At 43.7% G+C, this 20832-nt stretch carries 24 protein-coding genes; 9 read left to right on the forward strand and 15 right to left on the reverse strand.

Annotation, left to right across the window (positions count from 1 at the left end; translation table 11 throughout):
• Window positions 1-10 precede the first annotated feature (10 nt).
• Both NHB34_RS09420 and NHB34_RS09425 read right to left on the reverse strand, forming a co-directional pair.
• Window positions 11-349: a P-II family nitrogen regulator gene (locus NHB34_RS09420; protein WP_011903792.1), complete on the reverse strand. Its 339-nt coding sequence runs from the start codon at window positions 347-349 to the stop codon at window positions 11-13.
• A gap of 25 nt (window positions 350-374) precedes the next feature.
• Window positions 375-1298: a TorF family putative porin gene (locus NHB34_RS09425; protein WP_353427379.1), complete on the reverse strand. Its 924-nt coding sequence runs from the start codon at window positions 1296-1298 to the stop codon at window positions 375-377.
• 261 nt (window positions 1299-1559) lie between these two features.
• Between NHB34_RS09425 and NHB34_RS09430 the strand changes: the two genes are divergently transcribed.
• Window positions 1560-1817, forward strand: coding sequence for an accessory factor UbiK family protein (locus tag NHB34_RS09430; RefSeq protein WP_353427380.1), 258 nt, complete (start codon window positions 1560-1562; stop codon window positions 1815-1817).
• A 24-nt stretch (window positions 1818-1841) separates the two neighbouring features.
• On the opposite strand, the gene NHB34_RS09435 is transcribed toward NHB34_RS09430, so the two are convergent.
• The 7 genes from NHB34_RS09435 to NHB34_RS09465 are packed head-to-tail and all read right to left on the reverse strand — an operon-like array spanning window position 1842 to window position 6553.
• A complete protein-coding gene (locus NHB34_RS09435; protein WP_353427381.1) occupies window positions 1842-2432 on the reverse strand; it encodes a hypothetical protein in 591 nt (196 codons plus the stop codon).
• On the reverse strand, window positions 2425-3435 hold the full coding sequence (gene lipA / locus NHB34_RS09440) for a lipoyl synthase (RefSeq protein WP_353427382.1): 1011 nt from the start codon (window positions 3433-3435) through the stop codon (window positions 2425-2427). Before lipA ends, NHB34_RS09435 begins: the two co-directional genes overlap by 8 nt.
• Window positions 3432-4103 (reverse strand): lipoyl(octanoyl) transferase LipB, encoded by a 672-nt coding sequence (lipB, locus tag NHB34_RS09445; protein ID WP_353427383.1) that lies wholly within the window; start codon window positions 4101-4103, stop codon window positions 3432-3434. The genes lipA and lipB overlap by 4 nt, the downstream gene beginning before the upstream one ends.
• A 9-nt stretch (window positions 4104-4112) precedes the next feature.
• Window positions 4113-4379, reverse strand: coding sequence for a DUF493 family protein (locus tag NHB34_RS09450; RefSeq protein WP_353427384.1), 267 nt, complete (start codon window positions 4377-4379; stop codon window positions 4113-4115).
• A 15-nt stretch (window positions 4380-4394) separates the two neighbouring features.
• The gene (locus NHB34_RS09455) at window positions 4395-5111 is read right to left on the reverse strand and encodes an alpha/beta hydrolase (RefSeq protein WP_353427385.1); all 717 of its coding nucleotides are present in this window, start codon (window positions 5109-5111) and stop codon (window positions 4395-4397) included.
• A gap of 19 nt (window positions 5112-5130) precedes the next feature.
• Window positions 5131-5439, reverse strand: a complete 309-nt coding sequence (locus NHB34_RS09460; RefSeq protein ID WP_353427386.1) for a ferredoxin — start codon at window positions 5437-5439, stop codon at window positions 5131-5133.
• A gap of 13 nt (window positions 5440-5452) precedes the next feature.
• Window positions 5453-6553 (reverse strand): VanZ family protein, encoded by a 1101-nt coding sequence (locus NHB34_RS09465; RefSeq protein WP_353427387.1) that lies wholly within the window; start codon window positions 6551-6553, stop codon window positions 5453-5455.
• A gap of 37 nt (window positions 6554-6590) precedes the next feature.
• Between NHB34_RS09465 and NHB34_RS09470 the strand changes: the two genes are divergently transcribed.
• Both NHB34_RS09470 and NHB34_RS09475 read left to right on the forward strand, forming a co-directional pair.
• Entirely contained in the window at window positions 6591-7388 is a 798-nt protein-coding gene (locus tag NHB34_RS09470; protein WP_353427388.1) for a biotin--[acetyl-CoA-carboxylase] ligase, read from the forward strand.
• On the forward strand, window positions 7385-8197 hold the full coding sequence (locus NHB34_RS09475) for a type III pantothenate kinase (protein WP_353427389.1): 813 nt from the start codon (window positions 7385-7387) through the stop codon (window positions 8195-8197). The genes NHB34_RS09470 and NHB34_RS09475 overlap by 4 nt, the downstream gene beginning before the upstream one ends.
• A 16-nt stretch (window positions 8198-8213) precedes the next feature.
• On the opposite strand, the gene rfaE2 is transcribed toward NHB34_RS09475, so the two are convergent.
• On the reverse strand, window positions 8214-8702 hold the full coding sequence (gene rfaE2, locus NHB34_RS09480; protein WP_353427390.1) for a D-glycero-beta-D-manno-heptose 1-phosphate adenylyltransferase: 489 nt from the start codon (window positions 8700-8702) through the stop codon (window positions 8214-8216).
• Window positions 8703-8791: 89 nt separating this feature from the next.
• Here rfaE2 and NHB34_RS09485 point away from each other — a divergent pair, with 89 nt between their 5' ends.
• Genes NHB34_RS09485 through NHB34_RS09505 form a run of 5 tightly spaced genes read left to right on the forward strand, consistent with a single transcriptional unit; the run spans window position 8792 to window position 13585 of the window.
• The gene (locus NHB34_RS09485; protein WP_353427391.1) at window positions 8792-9373 is read left to right on the forward strand and encodes a glutathione peroxidase; all 582 of its coding nucleotides are present in this window, start codon (window positions 8792-8794) and stop codon (window positions 9371-9373) included.
• Window positions 9370-10755, forward strand: coding sequence for an NAD(P)-binding protein (locus NHB34_RS09490; protein WP_353427392.1), 1386 nt, complete (start codon window positions 9370-9372; stop codon window positions 10753-10755). Before NHB34_RS09485 ends, NHB34_RS09490 begins: the two co-directional genes overlap by 4 nt.
• Window positions 10756-11541, forward strand: coding sequence for a DUF1365 domain-containing protein (locus NHB34_RS09495; RefSeq protein WP_353427393.1), 786 nt, complete (start codon window positions 10756-10758; stop codon window positions 11539-11541).
• Entirely contained in the window at window positions 11538-12812 is a 1275-nt protein-coding gene (locus NHB34_RS09500; protein ID WP_353427394.1) for a cyclopropane-fatty-acyl-phospholipid synthase family protein, read from the forward strand. Before NHB34_RS09495 ends, NHB34_RS09500 begins: the two co-directional genes overlap by 4 nt.
• Window positions 12809-13585 carry an SDR family NAD(P)-dependent oxidoreductase gene (locus NHB34_RS09505; RefSeq protein ID WP_353427395.1) on the forward strand — a complete coding sequence of 259 codons (777 nt, stop codon included), beginning with the start codon at window positions 12809-12811 and terminating at the stop codon, window positions 13583-13585. Before NHB34_RS09500 ends, NHB34_RS09505 begins: the two co-directional genes overlap by 4 nt.
• A 31-nt stretch (window positions 13586-13616) precedes the next feature.
• Here NHB34_RS09505 and NHB34_RS09510 read toward each other — a convergent pair whose 3' ends face one another.
• The 3 genes from NHB34_RS09510 to argS all read right to left on the reverse strand — a co-directional run bounded on the left by NHB34_RS09510 (window position 13617) and on the right by argS (window position 16660).
• Window positions 13617-14258 carry a thiol:disulfide interchange protein DsbA/DsbL gene (locus tag NHB34_RS09510; protein ID WP_353427396.1) on the reverse strand — a complete coding sequence of 214 codons (642 nt, stop codon included), beginning with the start codon at window positions 14256-14258 and terminating at the stop codon, window positions 13617-13619.
• 9 nt (window positions 14259-14267) lie between these two features.
• A complete protein-coding gene (locus tag NHB34_RS09515) occupies window positions 14268-14840 on the reverse strand; it encodes an SPOR domain-containing protein (protein WP_353427397.1) in 573 nt (190 codons plus the stop codon).
• 92 nt (window positions 14841-14932) lie between these two features.
• Window positions 14933-16660, reverse strand: coding sequence for an arginine--tRNA ligase (gene argS, locus NHB34_RS09520; RefSeq protein WP_353427398.1), 1728 nt, complete (start codon window positions 16658-16660; stop codon window positions 14933-14935).
• A 35-nt stretch (window positions 16661-16695) separates the two neighbouring features.
• On the opposite strand from argS, the gene NHB34_RS09525 reads away from it, so the two are divergent.
• The gene (locus tag NHB34_RS09525; protein WP_353427399.1) at window positions 16696-17013 is read left to right on the forward strand and encodes a DUF1840 domain-containing protein; all 318 of its coding nucleotides are present in this window, start codon (window positions 16696-16698) and stop codon (window positions 17011-17013) included.
• Here the strand turns inward: NHB34_RS09525 and metH are convergent.
• A complete protein-coding gene (gene metH, locus NHB34_RS09530) occupies window positions 17010-19772 on the reverse strand; it encodes a methionine synthase (protein WP_353427400.1) in 2763 nt (920 codons plus the stop codon). The two genes, NHB34_RS09525 and metH, sit on opposite strands and share 4 nt — an antisense overlap.
• Window positions 19769-20830, reverse strand: a complete 1062-nt coding sequence (locus tag NHB34_RS09535; RefSeq protein ID WP_353427401.1) for a homocysteine S-methyltransferase family protein — start codon at window positions 20828-20830, stop codon at window positions 19769-19771. The genes metH and NHB34_RS09535 overlap by 4 nt, the downstream gene beginning before the upstream one ends.
• Window positions 20831-20832 lie beyond the last annotated feature (2 nt).

Raw genomic sequence — 20832 nt, forward strand, 5'->3', positions numbered from 1 at the left:
GAACCTCTCTTTAAAGTGCTGACGCGCCGGTTTCACCGGTACGAATACGAATGACGTGCTCAACTGGAGAGACAAAAATCTTGCCATCACCAATCTTGCCAGTACGTGCAGATTTTTCAATTGCTTCAATCGCACGCTCCAAGATGCCATCTTCAACAGCAGCTTCAATTTTTACCTTAGGTAAAAAATCAACAACATATTCAGCACCACGATACAACTCGGTATGGCCTTTTTGACGACCAAAGCCTTTCACTTCAGTGACGGTAATGCCCGAAACTCCCACTTCCGAGAGAGCTTCGCGCACTTCGTCAAGCTTGAAAGGCTTGATGATTGCGGTAATTAATTTCATGTGTATCTCCGTTCAGAAGTGGAAATTAGAAAGTCTTTGTTAAAGAAATTAAGCCGGTTGATCGACCAAGATTATTGCCGGATGGGCTTGTGTAAGAATATGCACCTTTATAAGTTGCAGCATTTGTGCCTACATATGCAATTGCTGCAGATAAGCCGCCACCAAAATCTTTAGTCACCCCTAACTTCCAATCGGTATAGCTATACAAAGTGCTATTGCTTGTTCCATTTGGAATGGAATTGCCTACCCAGTTTGTTGAACCATTCTTCACATTTCCGGCAACATACTGATAACCCACGTGTCCATTAAGCGCCAAGCCCCAAACCCCAGTATCGTAATTAACGGTTAAATCAGGATAGTATGAGCCTGTTGAGTTAACAGCACCAAACAATGTAGAGACCGCATAAGATACTTTTGCAAACCCTGCTATTGGTCCAAGCGTGAAGTTCTGGGCTAAATAAACTTCACTTGTATTAGGATTGGCTGTATAGCCATTTGTATTTGGAATTCCAGAGGTTGGATAGTAGTACTGTAAGAATCCGAGATCAGTTGCAAAACCTTCACCAATTAACTCTTTTTTGAAGCCCGCATAAAAATCCATTTCAACAGGGGCAGATACTGATCCATATGGGCTCGATGTATTTTTGCCAACATTTGATCCATTTGTTGCATATGAATCACTGATCCAGCTAATCGAGCTGTTCCAGTTGCCAATGTAGAAACCGCTGTCATGGGCGTAATCAAAACCGCCTTGGATCGCTGGCTTGAAATTGGATTGGCTGATACCACGATAGCGGTAGTCATTTACGATTGTTACGTTTGCAGAAATTGGGCTACCAGCATCTTCTGGATTGGTTGGTGTATCAGCAGCAAATGCTGATGAACATGCTAGGCCGGATAGCAATGCAACTGCGGCTGCAGAGATTGCTTTCTTATGTAAAGTTTTCATGTATTACTCCTTACTGTTTGTAATGAAAAAGGGATTAATGCTTATTGCATGGAGTGATCATGACGGGCTGGTCGCTCCTGAATTTCGGGCCATTCCCCTTATTAATGCCAATGCACTATTTTGGTGCTATATATTGCACTTATATTGTGAATTTCTTCAGTTTTTAGGGCTTTTCAGTGATTTTTACTATTTTTGGTGCCTCAAATTAAAATACTAATGTGTGTTTTTTACGCAACTTTTAATCTCACTAAGAAGCCCATCATGCAAAAACCTGGCGAAATCCTCGAACAAATTCAGCGCATTGCTAACGATATGCAAAACAAAGTCGGTGAAGCGATTCGTAATTCCCCCGCGCAAGAGCTTGAAAAAAACGTTCGTGCCATGATGAACCAAGGTTTCCAAAAAATGGATTTGGTAACACGTGAAGAATTTGATTTACAAACCAAGGTTCTTGCAAAAACCAGAGAAAAACTAGAAGCGCTAGAGGCTAAAGTTGCCACTTTAGAGCAAACGAAATAATTTCTCGCGCCCTATTTGAAGTTTTTATTCTGGGTAAAACTCATTAAAGAAGTTTGTATATTCTTCTTTAGATAAAAGTGTTTTGGCATTATTGCCATCTGCATTTGTATGCAACACAGATACTTGATATGTCCAAACACCTCCATCAGCATTCGCTCTTGTAATCCAGCGCACTCTCATAGTTTGTTTGACTTTGACATCTCCACCAAAAAAGATGTAATAGTCTTTTGTCTGCAAGCGTTGACGCTGACTATTTTGAAAATAAGCTGTCTCATCAACAACCGATCCATCGGAAGCTTTTGCTCTATTTAATAAATTACTTTGTAATTGGGCAGTGATTTTTTGCACTAAATCAGCTTTAACATCTTTAGCTGGAATCTCAATTGAGCTAATCGAGTAGATATCATCATCGAGCTTTACTGCTTCAAGAGTCTGAACAAACTGTTGATCCCCTATTGAGATCTTGCGTTCAAGCTTATCTGGCTTCCCTGGAAATAGAGCGGCATATCTTTGCTCGGGTGCCTGTACTATTCGCCAATTTAACTTTGGACTACAAGCTATTACCAGAAGAAAAATTGCTAAGAGTAAATAAGATCGAGCAAAACTTTTAAACAACGCCTGCTCCGTGCGCCTGTTGATCAGCATGATAGCTAGATCGCACCATAGCACCTACAGCTGCATGAGAAAAGCCCATTTCATAAGCTTTTTCTTCAAACATTTTGAATACATCTGGATGGACATAGCGAGTCACGGGCAAATGATGGCCTGAGGGGGCTAGATATTGACCAATCGTCAACATATCAATGTTGTGTTCGCGCATGTCACGCATGACTTCCAAGATCTCTTCATCAGTTTCACCCAGACCAACCATTAAGCCACTTTTTGTTGGGATATGTGGGAAGCGCTCTTTAAAGTCTTTTAATAATTTCAGAGAATGCAAATAATCCGCGCCCGGACGAGCCTGTTTATACAAACGTGGAACAGTTTCTAAATTGTGATTCATAACATCAGGCAACCCACTAGGCGCATGCTCGGCAAATATGTCTAATGCCTTATCTAGTCTTCCACGAAAATCAGGCACCAACACTTCTATGCGAGTATCTGGAGAAAGCTCTCGAGACTGGGTAATGCAGTCCACATAGTGCATGGCACCACCATCGCGCAGATCATCACGATCTACGCTGGTAATGACTACATAATTCAGCTTGAGGGCTGCAATCGTACGCGCCAAGTTTGCAGGCTCTTTTTGATCAAGAGGGTCAGGCCTTCCATGACCTACATCACAAAATGGGCAACGCCTAGTGCACTTATCGCCCATAATCATAAATGTTGCAGCACCTTTGCCAAAGCACTCGCCGATGTTGGGGCAGCTTGCCTCTTCACAAACTGTTACTAATTCATTTTCACGAAGAATCTTTTTGATTTCGTTAAAACGAGAATTTCCTGAGGCAGCTTTCACCCGAATCCAATCGGGTTTTTTTAACACCTCTTCAAGCGGAACAATTTTGATCGGAATGCGAGCAGTCTTCTCACTCGATTTTTGCTTACGAGTAGCGTCATACTGAAGATCTTGACGCGCTTCAGTAGATTGATTGGTATCCGATTTATCTATGGTCATCTGGTGTTATCTAACTCATTAAGCCCATCTAACATTAAGTGCTTTTGTAAATGCTGCAAAAGCACCTGGCTAATTCTGTCTATATTGTCCTTGATCCCGAGGGTTTGCATATCAACAGTCTTTAAGCCCTCATAACCACAGGGGTGGATGCGCCCAAACGCCTCCAAATCAGTGGCTACATTTAATGCAAGGCCATGATACGAGCAACTTTTGGAGACTTTTAGCCCTAGTGCCGCAACTTTCGCCCCAATCCACTCACGTGGCATCTGTTCCTGCTCTGCAATATAGATTCCGGGGGCGCCCACTTTTCGCTCGGCTTTCACCCCAAATTCTGACAGGGTGTCAATAAGTGCTTGCTCAATACGAAAGACTAGTTCTTTAACGTAAATTCCTAAACGCTTTAAATCAAGTAACAAATACACCACTAACTGCCCAGGGCCATGATAGGTAATCTCCCCGCCTCGATCCACTTGAACCATCGGAATCTGATTGCTAGGAGAGTGCAAATTGCTAGAATCTCCCGCTAAGCCCAAAGTAAAAACTGGGGGATGCTCTAGCACCCAGATTTCATCAACGGTATTTGTATCGCGCTCTTTAGTAAACGCTTGCATTGCTGCATACGTTTTGGCGTAATCTGCAACGCCAAGATGTTTAACCAAAGCCTTCATTAGGTCTTCTTAAAGAACAATACTCACCAGGGGATGGGTCGATAGTGTGCGATAGAGCTCATCTAATTGCTCTCGACTTGTTGCAGTGATTGGCAAAGTTATGCCCAAGTAATTTCCATCTTTTGAGGGTCTTTGCTTCACCTTAGTTTCATCAAAAGTAGGATCAAACTGTTTTGCAATGTGCACAATCGCTGGCAAATAGTCAGGAATGTTTTTTCCCATGACCTTGATGGGAAATAAAGATGGATATTCAATTAACGATTTTTCTTCTGACATACCAATGCTCTTTTCTTATTGCTGACGATGATCTGGCATTCCTAACCAAGCGCCAGTAATGATATTGCGTATGCAATGTAATCTGCGATGGAAAAAGTGATCAGCCCCTGGAACTACTTGAACCGTTAATTCTTGGGGGCGCGCCCAATCAAGCACATCAATCAATGGAATTGTTTCATCTAACTCACCATGAATCAAAATAGTGTCGGCAGGAACCTGCGCTAAGGTCCATTTACCTGCAGCACTTCCTACCATCACTAGACGCTCAGCAGGCCTACCCAATTCTGCCAATCGCTGAACAAGATGGCTACCTACAAAACTACCAAATGAAAAACCAGAAATGACGAGAGGCAAAGTGTTAGCAACATTAATCCAAGAGTGGGTAGAAGTTGCCTCAAACTGAGACCAACTTGATGGAGTTTGCATCCACTCGGTAACATGCAATAAATCCTCTAATTCTCCAACACCATCATCATGCACTCCTGCAGTGCCACCTACACCACGAAAATTGGGGCGCACGCTTACATAACCCAGTTGATTAAATGAACGAGCCATGGTCTGTGCAACTTTGTTATCCATTGTTCCGCCCATTAATGGATGTGGGTGGGCTACCAAAGCAAGACCTCGCACTGCGAAGTGCGGATCGTTTTTCAACTCATCGGGAAGATCAATTGACATTTCGATTGAGCCAACAATCCCCTCAATCTGAATTAATTTACTTCGACTATTCATACAAAATACTTTCAACAATCTAGTTAAGTTGTAAACGAGCTACAGGAGCGCCTTTAATTAAGTGTGATTGAATTATTTCCTCGACATCATCCTGATCAATTAAGGTATACCAAATGCCTTCTGGATAAACCACCATCACCGGTCCTTCAGCACAGCGATCGAGGCAACCAGCTTTATTCACTCGAATTTTTCCTGGGCCAGCAAGACCCAATTCTTTAGCCCTGTTTTTTGCATACTCAAATAAAGCAAACGCATTATGACGAGCACAACAGTCTTCGCCATTGCTTCGTTGATTTAAACAAAAAAATAAATGGTGAGAAAAGGACATAAGTTAGTACGTTTTAGTAATGTGAGTGCGGTTGAGGACGAAATGCGTTACGGATCATCCAAATAAAAGCCATAGGTAACCAGATCACTGAAACCGATTGCATCAAATCATTAAAGTGCAATAAGCGCCCCTGATTCCAGTGTCTTAAAGTCAATATGAAATAAGGATTATCAGGCATGATGTTGATCACGACAGTAACGCCAATTAAACAATATATAGCTAAAAACCATTTCGTACGCTGAGGCAAGCTTAGGGCCCAACGTAAAGCAATTGTTGCCAGAAACATTCCCCAAAATGCGCCGGTAGTTAACCAATTGAGGCTGAACTCAAGGCCAAATTGAAGAGCTGTAAACAAGGTCTTCAAAATGACGGTGAAACAAAGTAAGCCATTTAAGATCTGCCACTGTGGTGCTTTAACACGCATACCCAAGGAAAGCAGTAGGGCTACACCAAGCCAACAAAATCCAGTGATTAACATCTCTTGAGCTAGTTGATTGACCACAAGAGTGCCCCAATCAATAGATCCAAAAATGACATGCCCCCAAACGCCAACGCCGAGCCATGAGCTTTGTGGATAAATTTGCGACCATGGAAAAAGTAAAAACAATGCGCATACTGTCCAATTCAAACCAAACCACTGATCAAATCTTCGCCGCAAGGCACTTCCAGACAACCACTGCGGCCCCAAAGGAATCGCCAGCAGAGCACCTAATAAACCCCCGAACACATTTGCCCACCAATCCATTAGGCTAGGAATACGGCTTGGCACCCATGACTGCAATGTTTCCACACTTACCGCTAGAGCCGCACTTAAACCAATGGCTATGCCTAAGGCCACAAAATTTTGCCAACGCGGGTACGCAGCAAAAACCAATAAGAATCCAAAAGGGATATACGCCAAGAAATTTACCGAAACATCAAAAAGCGTAATAAACCTTGGCAAGGGGGCATCAATCCAAGCGGATGCACTAATACCATTCTGAAAATCGAAATCAAATGGGGTTAGGCTCATATAAGCAATGAGTAAGGCATAGAAAATACTGATTGCACGAGCAAGAGGCATAGCCTGCAACGGCCAAAGCAGCTTACGGGGACGATGATCTTTTGCATCCATTCCACAATTCTAGGTCAGACCTTTCTACAATGGAGAAATGACTGCGAATTTCATCCTTGAACGTGTCGCCGAGACTAAATCCACAAATGATGATCTTTTGGATCGTTGGCGCTCAGGTCGACTCATCGACCCTGTTGCCAGGATTGCTCATAAACAGACATCTGGAAAGGGGAGAGCTGGCCGGACATGGTTTTCTAGCCCCGATGACTCGATATGCTTCTCTGTTGCATATCCTTTTAAAAGAAGTCCCGCTCAACTGGCAGGCCTAAGTCTTTTAGTTGGCTTAGCAGTCATTGAGGGTATCACAAAAGCATGCAATTTAGATCCATCACTGTTGCTGCAAATAGGCTTACGTCTCAAGTGGCCAAACGATCTACTACTCAAAAATGCCAAACTCGGCGGGATTTTGATTGAAGGGGGGCAATCAAAACCTCACGAGCCAAGCTGGATGATTGTTGGTATTGGCCTCAATCTACGCAATACAGATGTAATAGAAAAAAATATCGGCCAAACAAATATTCAGCTCAGCGTAATAGAAAATTTATTACCAAAAGGGGCTGCTTTGCCAGATACAGAGTATCTTTGGTTAAGCTTGCTTGACTCTCTAGAGCAACATTTTCAGAGATTTGATGAGCAGGGATTTACCCCCTACCAGCCTGCCTGGAGCACATGGGATGCCTATGAAAATCAGGCCGTCTGTCTTTCTGGAGTAGGTAAAGATCCTATTTATGGCACAGCAAAAGGAATTGGTATTGATGGTTCACTGCTGCTAGAGCAAGAAGGAAAAATCATTTCCATTTATGCAGGTGATGTTTCATTAAGATTGCAGTCATGAGTCTATTTTTAATTTTTGATGTTGGTAATACACGCCTCAAATGGGCTGCTGTTGATTCCACAAAACAACCATCAGATCAACAAAAAAAGTTATGGGATTATTCTGGCTCAATTAATACTCAATCATTGAAGTCAGTCGAACATCGCATAGAGTTATCAGACTATATCTCCAAAACATTGCCAAAGCCTGATGCCATTGGCTTTAGTTGCGTTGCAGGCAAAGAGGCAATTGATCAACTTCAATCACTTTTTCCGCAATGGGAAGATATCCAGTGGAAGCAATTGAGTGGCGACAGTACCTTTGATGGCATGCGAACCCTCTACCAAGATCCAAGCAGATTAGGATCTGATCGCTGGAGTGCGATTATTGGCGCTCGCTCCTTGTCCAAAGTAAACACGCTCATTATTAATGCAGGAACTGCCACAACTATTGATTTATTGGGCGCAAATGGTGTGCACTATGGAGGCTGGATACTGCCTGGGCTTGAATTAATGCACAAAAGTCTTGAAACCAATACAGCGCAATTACCATTAGCGGTTCGCAACTCATCACTGCAAGGATTTGGCACCGCTACAAATGAAGCCATTATTGGCGGGTGCGATGCAGCGCAAATTGGCGCGATTCAGTACGCATTCAATTTAGCGAAACAGATGAATTTGCCTATAGAAAAAATCTGGCTTGATGGAGGTAATGCGAAAACCCTCATGGATCAGATTCAGAAAGCAAATTTACTAAGCACTCAGAAAATTGAAGTGAGCGAAGGTCTAGTGCTACGTGGCGTTTGGGCTTGGCTGTTAAAAAACATCTAAACCAAATAAGGAAAATTTAAGAACGTATTTTTCCTAGCAAACTCGTTGTAGAGCGCTCATACAAAAATGGGATAGCAACTGCTTTGCCTCCCCAAGTTTTTACTAGTTTGGTCTCTTCCAAGGTATCGATTTCATAATCGCCACCCTTGACATAAATATCTGGATGAATTTGCTCTATTAAATTAACGGGTGTTTGCTCAGAAAAAACAATCACTAAGTTAACACTCTCCAAGGCCGCCAATAAAGCCTGTCGATCAGATTCTGAATTAATCGGCCTATCATCACCCTTCCCCAGCATTTTGACCGAGGCATCTGAGTTCACGCCTACTACCAAGCTAGCACCTAGCGCTCGGGCTTGAGCTAAATAACTGGCATGACCACGATGCAAAATATCAAAGACCCCATTAGTAAAAACTAATGGTCTAGGCAATTTTGCGATTCGTTCATGAAGTTGTGCTGGAGAGCAAACTTTAGACTCAAAAGACGGCGGGGAATATAAACTCATATCGCAATATTAATGGCTTTAAGCACCTATCTGCGATTTTCATCAGAATGTCTTAGACTTGGCAGGCATAACTAGAAAAAAGAGGCTTCATGAACCCCAAAGCAACCTGTCAACTCGCTATTTGGCTCTTCACATGTTTAATTGGCTTATCCGTGTATAGTCCTGCTCGTGCAACATCTACTTGTAGTCCTCTGCTAAACCATACCTTCCCCCGCCTTCAGGATGAGGCTCCTCAAAATCTCTGTCAATATCAAGGCAAAGTGATTTTGGCGGTTAATACTGCTAGCTTCTGTGGCTTTACCAGCCAATATGAGGGTCTTGAAAAAATTTACGCCAAATACAAAGATAAAGGTTTTGTAGTTCTCGGATTTCCCTCCAATGATTTTGGCCAACAAGAACCTGGCAGCAATAAAGAAATCGCTGATTTCTGCAAAAATACCTATGACGTAAAGTTTCCAATGTTTGCAAAAAGTAGTGTTTCAGGAAGCAATCCAAATCCTTTTTTTAAAATGCTCATAGCGAAAACAGGCACTACCCCAAAGTGGAATTTTTATAAGTACCTAATCGACCGCAATGGTAATGTCGTGGATTCTTTTGGGAGCATCACAAAACCAACGAGCAGCTCTATTACAGATCAGATACAAAAACTTTTAGAGGAAAAAGCGCAGTGAGCAAAAAAAGAATTGCCATAATCGGCGCTGGTATTTCTGGTCTAGGGTGTGCCTATGCCCTTCGTCAACAACCCAATCTCGAGTTAACTGTGTATGAAGGTGGTAGTCATATAGGAGGACACAGCAACACCATCGATTTTTCCTATGAACATCATGGGGAACAATTAACGTATGGCGTTGATACTGGCTTTCTGGTTTTCAATCGCAAAACCTATCCACGTCTGGTAAGACTCTTTGAAGAGATTCAGGTTCCAATAGCGCCCTCTGAAATGTCTTTTTCAGTCTCAATTGATACCTCTAAAAAAGATCCCTCTCATCCCAAGCTTGAGTGGGCAGGCAATGACATCAATTCTTTTTTTGGCCAAAGATCTAATTTACTATCGCCATCCTTTTGGCATATGGCTTATGACATTCTGCGCTTTAATCGCTTAGCAACAAAACTAGCGCAAGATCAAATTGCAGCAGGCCATCAATACGCAGAGCCAGATGAAACGATTGCCGATTTTTTAGATCGAAATCGCTTTGGCCGAAGCTTTAGAGAAAATTATTTCTTACCAATGATTGGCGCAATATGGTCATGCTCAGTCGAGCAAATGCTCGAGTTCCCAATTCAAACCATGGTACGCTTTTGTCACAATCACGGCCTTCTACAAATTCAGAATCGACCTCAGTGGCTTACGATACAAGGAGGATCTCGCGAATACGTAAAACGGATTGTTCGCGCCCTTGAAGAGTCTCACGTTACGATCAAACGTGAAAATGTTCTGTGCGTCAATGCAGCCCAAAATGGGGGTTTAGCAGAAGTTATTAGTGCTTCAGGTGTCGCCTCATTTGATGAAGTGGTTATGGCATGTCATAGCGATCAAGCTCTAACTTTGTTACACGGCATTGATCAAGAAGCGCAAAATATTTTGGGTGCAATTCCTTACCAAAAAAATCGAGCCATTCTTCACACAGATACAAACTTTCTTCCCATGACAAAGCGCTGCTGGGCAGCATGGAACTACACCGCTCAATCTGGCGCGGTACCAACATCCAAACAACATGTGAGCGTGAACTACCTGATTAACCGCCTACAACCGCTTCCAAAAGCGTTACAAGATACGCAAATTATTGTGAGCTTAAATCCTTCATCGGAACCTAATCCTAAATTAGTACAACAGGAAATTCAGTATTCACATCCTGTGTTTGATATGAAAGCAATTCAAGCACAAAAGGCATTACCACTCATTCAAGGATCATCCTCAATTTGGTATTGCGGCGCATGGACTGGCTTTGGCTTTCATGAAGATGGATTGCGTTCTGGAGAGCTGGTTGCAGAAGCCTTGATTGAAAGCATGAATTCGCCGCTAAATACAATGCCTAAGCAAGATACATGCTAAATGAGTCAAGCAAAGATCAATTTTGGAGTAGTCAAGCATAGCCGCTTAAGACCAGCATTTAACGCTTTCTCTTATGGTGTTTTTACACTCACCATTCCGATGCGAGAACGCATGCGTAACCCTCACTTGTTTGATAAAACAGGCATAAGTGACAATTGTCCGGGATTATGCTCTTTCTACGACGAAGATCATGGGCATGGGAAGGCAAATAGTCTTGCATGGATCGAAAATATTTTGCAAGAAAACGGCATTGATCAAGTTGATGGTGAAATTTGGTTGCAGACTTTTCCCAGGGTTTTAGGATACGTTTTTAATCCCGTCAGTTTTTGGATTTGCACTAGCTCCAACAATAAGGTTCGCGCAATTTTGGCCGAAGTTAATAACACCTTTGGAGAGCGACACTGTTATCTGCTATGCAAGAACTCTGGGGATCCACTTCGATCTGGAGAAACGTATATCAGCAAAAAGGTATTTCATGTTTCGCCTTTTTGCGAAGTTCGTGGTGAATACCAGTTCCGATTTTTATTTCCCGAGGATAGCCAATCAAAGCAAAACACGCTTGCCCGAATTGAACTCCATGAAGATGGATTGCCGCTCATTAACACCAGCATTAGCGGAGTAAGTCGCCCCCTTACTCAATCTGCTCTATATTTAGCTCTATTGCGCTACCCGTTGATGAGCCTAGGAGTAATATTCCGAATCCATTGGCAGGCATTGAAATTATGGTTAAAAGGTGTACCCTTTCATTCGAAGCCCGAACCACCCAAGTATGAAGTTAGCAAATGAATCGCCCTGGACAAGACTTACTTTCTCGCCTAAATTTTTCAGACCATAAAAAGGGCGTGTCACTCCCACTTAAAAGTGACTACAGCACAAAAACCATTCTTAGTCTGCTATCTCAACTAAAGAATGGATACCTCAAGATGACCCTGCCAAATGGTCAGGTAAGGGAATTTGGTGATAAGGCTAGCTCATTACAGGCGGATATTCAAATCTTTGACTGGAGCGTATTCAAGGGTTTGATGTCTCATGGAGATATTGGTTTTGCAGAAAGCTATATTCGAGGAGACTGGGATAGCTCAAACCTTAAAACAATTTTAGAACTCGCCATTCGCAATCGTACGATCTTAGATAAAGCGATATACGGCACTTGGCTTGGCTCAATTTTTTATCGAGTTAAACACTGGTTAAGAGATAACAGCAAGTCGGGAAGTCGAAAAAATATTCATGCGCACTATGATTTGGGCAATGCATTCTATGGCTTATGGCTTGATCCCAGCATGAGCTATTCCAGTGCTTGGTTCTCCGAAGGCGCAAAGCAAGCTCTTGGTGATGCACAAAAAGCCAAGATTCAACGCATCTTAAGCTGCCTTGAGACCAATCCAGATGATCATATTTTAGAAATTGGCTGTGGCTGGGGTGGGGTGATGGAAGAGGCCTTGCTTAGCGGCAGATCTATTACTGGACTCACTTTGTCCACAGAACAAAAAGTGTTCGCTGAAAATCGACTACAAAGCATAGAGTCAGCAACAAGCAAACCGCATTTTGAGGTTCGCCTACAAGATTATCGTGACTGCCAGGAGCAATTTGATGGTATTGCATCTGTTGAAATGTTTGAGGCTGTTGGCGAAAAACATTGGCCACAATATTTTGAAACCATTGCAAAATGTCTGAAATTTGGTCGCAAAGCATGCATTCAGACAATTGTCATAGCCGATGATTTATTTGAGCGCTACCGCCACAGTACTGACTTTATTCAGCAGTACGTATTTCCTGGAGGCATGCTGCCATCTCGTGACAGCTTCAAAGCAGCCGCAGCTAAAGCTGGCTTACAAATTGAAAATGAATTTGTATTCGGAGCAGACTACGCTAAAACGCTTTGTATTTGGCGGGATAACTTTAATCAAAAACTTCAGGAAATTCGTGAGCTAGGCTTTGACGAAACATTTATTCGGCTCTGGAACTTTTATCTGATGTATTGCGCTGCTGGATTCTCAGAGCGCAATATTGACGTTGTGCAATTTACTCTCAGCCACTCTTCATATAAGACATCATGAAGCAAATGGGAATCTCCAGTTTTTCAGGTAAATGCATTTGGATTATTGGTGCTTCTAGCGGAATTGGGGAAGCGTGCGCTAAATTATTCATTCAACAAAATGCACGCGTAGCTCTATCAAGTAGAAGAATTGATCGCCTGAATGCTATTGCAAACAAAGCCAAGCCTAATCAAGCACTTGTAGTTCCTTTAGATGTCACTAAGGATGAGCAATTTGCAATAGCTTACGAACAAATCATCAATACATGGGGTGAGATAGATTTACTTCTATTTGTATCGGGTGTTTATGCCCCCTTAAGAGCAGATAATTTTGATATTGACATAGCCAGACAAACCATCGAAGCTAATCTGCTTGGTCCAATGAAGGCAGTAGCTCTGGTACTACCAAAAATGCTTAAGGCTCAAAAAGGTCATATAGCAATTGTAGGAAGCGTTGCTGGATACAGCGGCCTACCAAAGGCTCTAGCATATGGGCCCAGCAAAGCTGCCATCATCAACTTTTGTGAAACCCTACACTATGACTTGCTGCCCAAAGGCATTGGTGTGCATATGATTTCCCCAGGCTTTGTCGCAACAGAGGCCACCGCACAAAATGATTTTGAAATGCCGGCCTTAATTAGTGCTGAAGAGGCAGCCTCAGAAATATTAAAAGGCATTCAGGAAGGTGAATTTGATATTCACTTTCCAAAACGATTTTCAAGATTTTTAAAATTCCTGAGAATCTTGCCTTATCCCCTTTATTTTTGGATAGTACGGCGCTTCGTCAAAATCTAGTGCCCTGTTTATACAGGGGCTCGACTCATTACTATTGACGATATTTATCTTTACGAATTTTTTCTTCAAGGTAATCCATTACTGCGATTGCCTTTGCCTTAGTACCAGCAATGGATGGTGAGGTGACATACTTGCCTTGCATCACAATAGTTGGCACACCATCAATACGATAAGCTTCGGCTAATTGTTTAGCAGCCCTTGCTTTTGAAACTACTGCGAAAGAACGATAAGTTGCGAGGAAAGTATTCCGATCAATACCCTGTGAGGCAACCCAATCGGCAATTTCAGTTTCGGTAAGTAAGCGCTTGTTCTCTTTATGCATTGCGTACATTACTTTTTCATTGAGCGCATCGCCCTTACCCATCGCCTCAAGAGCGTAATACAGTTGGCTATGTGGCAGGAAATCATCTCTAAATGCTACTGGCACCCTGCGGAAAACAACATCTTTAGGCTGACGCTTAACCCAAGCGCTTAACTCAGGCTCAAAGTCATAGCAATGAGGGCAGCCATACCAAAAGAACTCGATAACTTCGACCTTACCTTTTTGCTCTACAGCTTGTGGTGCAGGCAGAACTCGGTAATCAAAGCCTTCTTCAATTTTCTGTGCGTGGACAGCGCCACATAAAAATATCAGAGTGAATGCTAAAAAAATTCGTTTGCTAAATGAAATCATAGTTACAGTTTATTTGCTTGTTTTAATCAGGGTAGATTTAATGCCCATACCATTTAATTTATCGCGAGCAGGGTTGCTCTCTTCGGCGCTGGCATATGGTCCGGTGCGAACACGCCATAAGGTATTGCCATCACTCGTTACCTCACTTAACTGTGCCTGAATACCTTGAATGGCTAATGCAGCTTTTTGGGCGTCTGCATCAGCGCGCTTTGTAAATGCACCTACTTGCAAGAAATAAATAGCATCGCCTTTTGAAGCTGCCGCAGAACTGCTCGCATCGGTCGACTTTTTGCCACTGACCAAATCGCCAATTGGGTCGCTACTTGGAGGTGCCGGAAGTTTTCCTTGTAAGGGCTTATTTAAATCTGGTCCCTCATTGGCAACGGCAGCCTCACCCTCAGCTGAGGCTGAAGGTTTAATGGTAATAGGCAAATTAGGCGCCCTAACCCCTGGTCTTTCTTGTGGGGTATTTTTAGAAAGATAGAAAGCAATCACGAAAGCGATTCCTAAGCCAGCACCCAATCCAAGAACAAAACCCAAAATAGTGCCGCCATATTGAGAATTGCGATTTGAAGTGCTCATATTAGGATCCATGGCTTGCTTTTTGAAGCTTGCTAGTTGATTCGGTTTTTTCATCATATCCTCATCTTACATATTCACTTCATTCGATGCCACTACATCTTTGCTGGCGCAGATACCCCTAGCACTCTTAATCCATTTTGCAGAACCTGGCGCGTTGCTGATAACAACGCCAAGCGTGCAAGCTTTAGTGGCTCATCATCTACTAATACACGATCAGCATTGTAGAAAGTATGAAAATCACCAGCCAAATCACGCAAGTAGAAAGCAAGAGCATGCGGCGCTAGCTCTGCTGCTGCATTAGTTAATACCTCTGGGTACTCTGCTAAACGTCTTAACAAATGGTCAGAAGCCTTACTTTGCAATAAAGATAAATTGGCATTTGTTAAATCAGCAAGCTTGCCACCCCATTGCTGCAATATAGAGCTAATACGCGCATGTGCATACTGTACATAGAACACGGGATTTTCATCATTTTGCGCAAGTGCCAAATCAATATCAAAAACAAACTCTGTATCGGCTTTGCGAGAAATCAAGAAAAAGCGAACTGCATCACGACCACGCTGTAAAGCCAACTCTCGCTCTTCAGCAGTCATTTCAGGAGTAACGCCACCAGACCATTCAATCAGATCTCGCACAGTCACATAAGAACCTGCACGTTTTGAAATCTTCACCTCTTCACCATGACGCATCACGGTCACCATCTTATGCAAGACATAATCTGGATATGTCTTTGGAATATCCCATCCCCGCTTTTGCGCTACGCCCTGCAAACCAGAGCGAACACGCACAATGGTTCCATGGTGATCACTACCTTGAACGTTAATCACTTTCTCAAAGCCACGATTCCATTTGCTGGTGTGATAAGCCACGTCTGGAACAAAGTAAGTAAAGCTTCCATCTGACTTGCGCATGACGCGATCTTTATCGTCGCCATCATCCGTTGTCCTCAACCATAAAGCGCCTTCGGCCTCATAGGTTTTTCCGATAGCCTGCAAATCTTGCACGATCTGATTAACGCTTCCATCGGTATACAAAGATGACTCTAGGTAATAGCAATCAAATTTCACACCAAATGTCTTCAAATCAATGTCTTGTTCCTTACGTAAATATGCCACTGCAAATTTACGAATAGATTCCAGGTCGTCTTGATAATCGGGTGATGCCTTAAAAGCACTGGCAATTTCTGCGATATATTCACCGTTGTAAGCCTGCTCGGGCCAATTAGCATCTCCAGGCTTTAGTCCTTGTAGACGGGCTTGCACAGATAATGCAAGATTGGCAATCTGAACACCAGCATCGTTGTAGTAAAACTCGCGATGTACCTTAACCCCTTGAGTGGCCAAAAGATTGGCTAGAGCATCGCCGAGCGCCGCTTGTCTACCATGACCCACATGCAAAGGACCGGTTGGGTTTGCTGACACGAACTCAATCATGGCCCTAGCAACCGGTTCGGAACCCTGATTTATCTCGCCAAAATGGACTCCAGATGAAAGGATCTCTCTAACAACTGCTGTCTTAGCGGTATTGCTGAGACGGAAATTAATGAAACCAGGTCCAGCAATTTCGCAAGATGAAATGAGTTGATCAAACCCCGCCTGCTTTTGCAAGCGATCTACCAATGCCTGAGCCAAATCTCGCGGATTGAGCTTCCAGGCCTTGGACAGCTGGAGAGCAATATTGCACGCAACATCTCCATGATCGACCGCCTTGGGCCGCTCTAAGCGAGGGGGTGGGGCTTCATCTAAGCCACGCTCCTGAGCCATGCCGTTTAAGGCCGAGCTCAACATCTCAATTAAACGATTTTTATTGGTCTGCAACATAGATAAGTGAGTTTATCAGGTGGTAAGCTGTCGAAATGATCTATCAATTTCGCTCCAAAGCTGGTCCAGACGTCATCATGCTGGCTGATCTGACTAAGCGAATCTTCGACATCTTGGGTCGTCAACTCGAGCCCAGGGGGATTCTGACCGAAGAGCAATTGCCCACGTTAATTGCTACTCTAGAAAACGCCATCTTGAAAGACCTTGAAGAGCGTTCAAAAGTAAAGGGCGAGCAGGGCGAAACATCTGAAAAGCCTAAGTTAGCTGATCGACTTGGTCAAAGGGCGTATCCATTTTTAGAACTCATGAAACAGGCTCGAGCTAAAAACGAGCCTGTGATATGGGGCGTTTAATCAATCAAACTTGCAAGTTGTCGGCGTACATCATCCACCGATTGACCTCGACGCTTTGCCAAATCCTCAAGCTGCTCAGGAGTAATTTTTCCAACATTGAAATATTGAGCATCGGGATGCGCCAAATAGAAACCGCTTACGCTTGACGCAGGGTTCATCGCCAGAGATTCAGTTAAGGTCATGCCAATATCTTCTGAACCAATCACTCGCATTAAGTCTTCTTTCACTTCATGTGCAGGGCACGCAGGATAACCAGGCGCTGGACGAATACCACGATATTCCTCATTGATCATTTGATCATTAGTAAGTAGCTCATCGGTTGCGTAGCCCCAGAGATCTGTACGAACGCGATGATGCATTAATTCAGCGAAAGCTTCAGCCAAACGATCTGCCAATGCTTTCAACATAATCGCGCTGTAATCATCATGCTTAGACTGAAACTCTGCCACCTTCTTGTCAACGCCATGACCAGCGGTCACCGCAAAACATCCCACATAATCAGCCACACCTGAATCTTTTGGTGCAACATAATCCGCAAGACAACGATTCGGTCTGCGTACACCCTCAATCACTGGACGCTCGGATTGTTGGCGTAAGTTGTGCCAGACAAATAAGGGATGTTGACGCTCTTCATCGCTATATAAAACAATGTCATCACCAATGGCATTAGCAGGATAGAAAGCAACTACACCGTCAGCCTGTAACCATTGACCTTTAATGAGTTTGTCCAACATGCCCTGAGCATCCGCATAAACCTTGCGCGCCTCCTCGCCAACTACTTCATCATCCAAGATCGCTGGGAATTTACCCGCTAAATCCCAAGTTTGAAAAAATGGTGTCCAGTCAATGTACTTCGCAATATCGCCAAGAGAAAAGTTCTTAAAGACACGACGCCCAATAAATTTTGGCTTTTCTGGCACATACGCCGACCAGTTGATCATCTCGCGATTTTTACGTGCTGCCTCTAATGAAATACTCGGTGTAGCTTTCTTATTTGCATGTTGCTCACGAATACGAGCATAGTCATCTCTTAACTCTTGAATGAATTTCTTAGCACTCTCATCTGACAAGAGATTTGAGGCTACTGACACAGAGCGAGATGCATCGGGCACATACACTACTGGACCGTCATAATGGGGAGCAATTTTTACAGCCGTGTGAACCCGTGAAGTAGTCGCACCACCAATCATCAAAGGAATTTGGCGAGAGCGGAAATATTCATCACGCTGCATCTCTTGTGCAACATAAGTCATCTCTTCAAGCGATGGCGTAATCAACCCTGAGAGACCAACAATATCTGCATTCTCTTCTTTAGCGCGCTTTAAGATTTCCGCACAGGGCACCATGACACCCATATTGGCAACTTCAAAGTTATTGCACTGAAGCACTACCGTAACAATATTTTTACCAATATCGTGAACGTCACCCTTGACGGTAGCCATCACAATCTTACCCTTAGCTTTAGCCTCTCCACCGGCAGCAATATGTTGGCGTTTTTCTTCCTCAATATAAGGAATGAGCATGGCTACAGCTTGTTTCATTACGCGTGCGCTCTTTACTACTTGAGGCAGGAACATTTTTCCAGCGCCAAACAAATCACCCACAACGTTCATACCATCCATGAGCGGGCCTTCAATGACCTCGATTGGTCTGCCACCCGCACCCATGATTTCAGCGCGCAACTCTTCAGTATCCTCTTCGATGAATGTCGTGATGCCATGTACTAAAGCATGCGTTAAACGCTCACGTACTGGCGCTTCACGCCATACTAAATTCTCAACCTGCTTGGTACCATCGCCTTTAAATTGATCGGCAATTGCCAAAAGTCTCTCGGTTGGCGTTTGACCTTCTTTTTCCTTAAAACGATTGAGTACTACATCTTCAACACGCTCACGTAATTCTGGGTCGAGATCTGCATAAACTCCTAGCTGCCCAGCATTGACGATACCCATGTCCATGCCGGCCTGAATGGCATGGTAAAGAAATACTGTATGTATCGCCTCTCGTACTCGATCATTTCCACGGAAAGAAAAACTTACATTAGAAACACCACCGCTAACCTTTGCGCCAGGAAGATTCTCTTTTATCCAACGAGTGGCATTGATGAAATCCACAGCATAGTTATCGTGCTCTTCAATACCCGTTGCAATGGCAAAGATATTAGGGTCAAAAATAATATCTTCCGCGGGAAAGCCAATCTCGTTTACCAGAATGTCATAGCTTCGCTGACAAATTTCTATCTTGCGTTGGAATGTATCTGCCTGACCCGCCTCATCAAACGCCATGACAACCGTCGCGGCACCATAACGACGGATTAGGGCTGCTTGCTTACGAAAGGGTTCCTCGCCCTCTTTCATGGAAATCGAATTAACGATGGGCTTACCCTGTATGCACTTCAACCCCGCCTCGATCACACTCCATTTCGAGGAGTCAATCATGATGGGTACACGTGCAATATCTGGTTCAGAAGCAATCAAATTGAGGAAGCGTGTCATTGCCGCTTCAGAATCAAGCATTGCTTCATCCATATTGATATCAATCACTTGCGCGCCATTTTCAACTTGCTGGCGTGCTACCGCAAGCGCTTCATCAAATTGATTATTCAGAATCATTCGCGCAAACGCTTTGGAGCCCGTTACATTGGTGCGCTCCCCAATGTTCACGAATCCCACTTCGGCAGTCACATTGAATGGCTCTAAACCAGAGAGCTTCATTGCGGGAATGGTTTGCATCTGATTTTTGTTTTCTACCTTAGTCATGCTTCCTCAACTTCTTCTCGATAGAAAACTCTAGGCTTACGTTTTGCAACAGCATTCGCAATAGCGCGAATATGGTCCGGCGTAGTCCCGCAGCAACCGCCCACCAAGTTCACTAACCCATCTTTCGCAAAACCGTCTACTAGACTCGAAGTAATTTCAGGAGTCTCATCAAATCCAGTGTCACTCATCGGGTTAGGTAAACCTGCGTTTGGATAGCAAGAGACTGCCGCATCGCAAATACGGGCTAACTCGGCAATATAAGGTCGCATTAAGGCTGCACCAAGCGCGCAGTTGAGCCCAAAGGTCAATGGCTTAATGTGGCGCAAGCTATTCCAGAACGCCTCAACGGTTTGCCCAGAGAGAATTCTTCCGGAGGCATCTGTTACGGTTCCAGAAATCATGACTGGTAAGCGCTCGCCCGTTTCTTCAAAGAATTCATCCAGAGCGAACAACGCTGCTTTTGCATTCAGAGTATCGAAAATAGTTTCAACTAAAAATAAATCGACTCCGCCCGTAAAGAGCCCTTCGATTTGTTCACGATATGAAGCACGCAAAGCATCAAAGGTAATATTGCGAGCACCTGGATCATTCACATCAGGAGAAATACTCGCAGTTTTTGGAGTTGGGCCAATCGCACCAGCAGCAAAACGGGGTTTTTCTGCAGTGCTGTATTTATCGCAAGCCGCACGTGCCAGCCTTGCCGAGACTTCATTCATCTCTCTCGCCAAGCCAGGCATTTTGTAATCTTCTTGGGCTACTGAGGTGGCGCCAAATGTATTCGTTTCAATAATGTCAGCGCCAGCATCCAAATACTTCTCATGGATCTCACTAATAATTTGTGGTTGTGTGAGCACCAATAATTCGTTGTTTCCCTTGAGGTCGCCAGCGTGCTCTGCAAAACGAGTATTACCTGGTAGTCCGCGGTAATCTGCCTCAGTTAACTTGTATTGCTGAATCATGGTCCCCATGGCACCATCCAATATGAGGATGCGCTGCTTTAAAAGCTCAGGAAGCACCTGGCCGCGGGTATAAGGCTGGGACAAACCATTAAATTGCATTG

It is taken from the genome of Polynucleobacter sp. MWH-UH19D (assembly GCF_040409795.1).
Taxonomy (GTDB): domain Bacteria; phylum Pseudomonadota; class Gammaproteobacteria; order Burkholderiales; family Burkholderiaceae; genus Polynucleobacter.

What these genes read in the sequence shown, in the direction of transcription:
- NHB34_RS09420 (WP_011903792.1), bottom strand. Translation starts at nt 349, where the DNA reads ATGAAATTAATTACCGCAATCATCAAGCCTTTCAAGCTTGACGAAGTG.
- NHB34_RS09425 (WP_353427379.1), bottom strand. Translation starts at nt 1,298, where the DNA reads ATGAAAACTTTACATAAGAAAGCAATCTCTGCAGCCGCAGTTGCATTG.
- NHB34_RS09430 (WP_353427380.1), top strand. Translation starts at nt 1,560, where the DNA reads ATGCAAAAACCTGGCGAAATCCTCGAACAAATTCAGCGCATTGCTAAC.
- lipA (WP_353427382.1), bottom strand. Translation starts at nt 3,435, where the DNA reads ATGACCATAGATAAATCGGATACCAATCAATCTACTGAAGCGCGTCAA.
- lipB (WP_353427383.1), bottom strand. Translation starts at nt 4,103, where the DNA reads ATGAAGGCTTTGGTTAAACATCTTGGCGTTGCAGATTACGCCAAAACG.
- NHB34_RS09450 (WP_353427384.1), bottom strand. Translation starts at nt 4,379, where the DNA reads ATGTCAGAAGAAAAATCGTTAATTGAATATCCATCTTTATTTCCCATC.
- NHB34_RS09455 (WP_353427385.1), bottom strand. Translation starts at nt 5,111, where the DNA reads ATGAATAGTCGAAGTAAATTAATTCAGATTGAGGGGATTGTTGGCTCA.
- NHB34_RS09460 (WP_353427386.1), bottom strand. Translation starts at nt 5,439, where the DNA reads ATGTCCTTTTCTCACCATTTATTTTTTTGTTTAAATCAACGAAGCAAT.
- NHB34_RS09465 (WP_353427387.1), bottom strand. Translation starts at nt 6,553, where the DNA reads ATGGATGCAAAAGATCATCGTCCCCGTAAGCTGCTTTGGCCGTTGCAG.
- NHB34_RS09470 (WP_353427388.1), top strand. Translation starts at nt 6,591, where the DNA reads ATGACTGCGAATTTCATCCTTGAACGTGTCGCCGAGACTAAATCCACA.
- NHB34_RS09475 (WP_353427389.1), top strand. Translation starts at nt 7,385, where the DNA reads ATGAGTCTATTTTTAATTTTTGATGTTGGTAATACACGCCTCAAATGG.
- rfaE2 (WP_353427390.1), bottom strand. Translation starts at nt 8,702, where the DNA reads ATGAGTTTATATTCCCCGCCGTCTTTTGAGTCTAAAGTTTGCTCTCCA.
- NHB34_RS09485 (WP_353427391.1), top strand. Translation starts at nt 8,792, where the DNA reads ATGAACCCCAAAGCAACCTGTCAACTCGCTATTTGGCTCTTCACATGT.
- NHB34_RS09495 (WP_353427393.1), top strand. Translation starts at nt 10,756, where the DNA reads ATGAGTCAAGCAAAGATCAATTTTGGAGTAGTCAAGCATAGCCGCTTA.
- NHB34_RS09500 (WP_353427394.1), top strand. Translation starts at nt 11,538, where the DNA reads ATGAATCGCCCTGGACAAGACTTACTTTCTCGCCTAAATTTTTCAGAC.
- NHB34_RS09505 (WP_353427395.1), top strand. Translation starts at nt 12,809, where the DNA reads ATGAAGCAAATGGGAATCTCCAGTTTTTCAGGTAAATGCATTTGGATT.
- NHB34_RS09510 (WP_353427396.1), bottom strand. Translation starts at nt 14,258, where the DNA reads ATGATTTCATTTAGCAAACGAATTTTTTTAGCATTCACTCTGATATTT.
- NHB34_RS09515 (WP_353427397.1), bottom strand. Translation starts at nt 14,840, where the DNA reads ATGAGCACTTCAAATCGCAATTCTCAATATGGCGGCACTATTTTGGGT.
- argS (WP_353427398.1), bottom strand. Translation starts at nt 16,660, where the DNA reads ATGTTGCAGACCAATAAAAATCGTTTAATTGAGATGTTGAGCTCGGCC.
- NHB34_RS09525 (WP_353427399.1), top strand. Translation starts at nt 16,696, where the DNA reads ATGATCTATCAATTTCGCTCCAAAGCTGGTCCAGACGTCATCATGCTG.
- metH (WP_353427400.1), bottom strand. Translation starts at nt 19,772, where the DNA reads ATGACTAAGGTAGAAAACAAAAATCAGATGCAAACCATTCCCGCAATG.
- NHB34_RS09535 (WP_353427401.1), bottom strand. Translation starts at nt 20,830, where the DNA reads ATGCAATTTAATGGTTTGTCCCAGCCTTATACCCGCGGCCAGGTGCTT.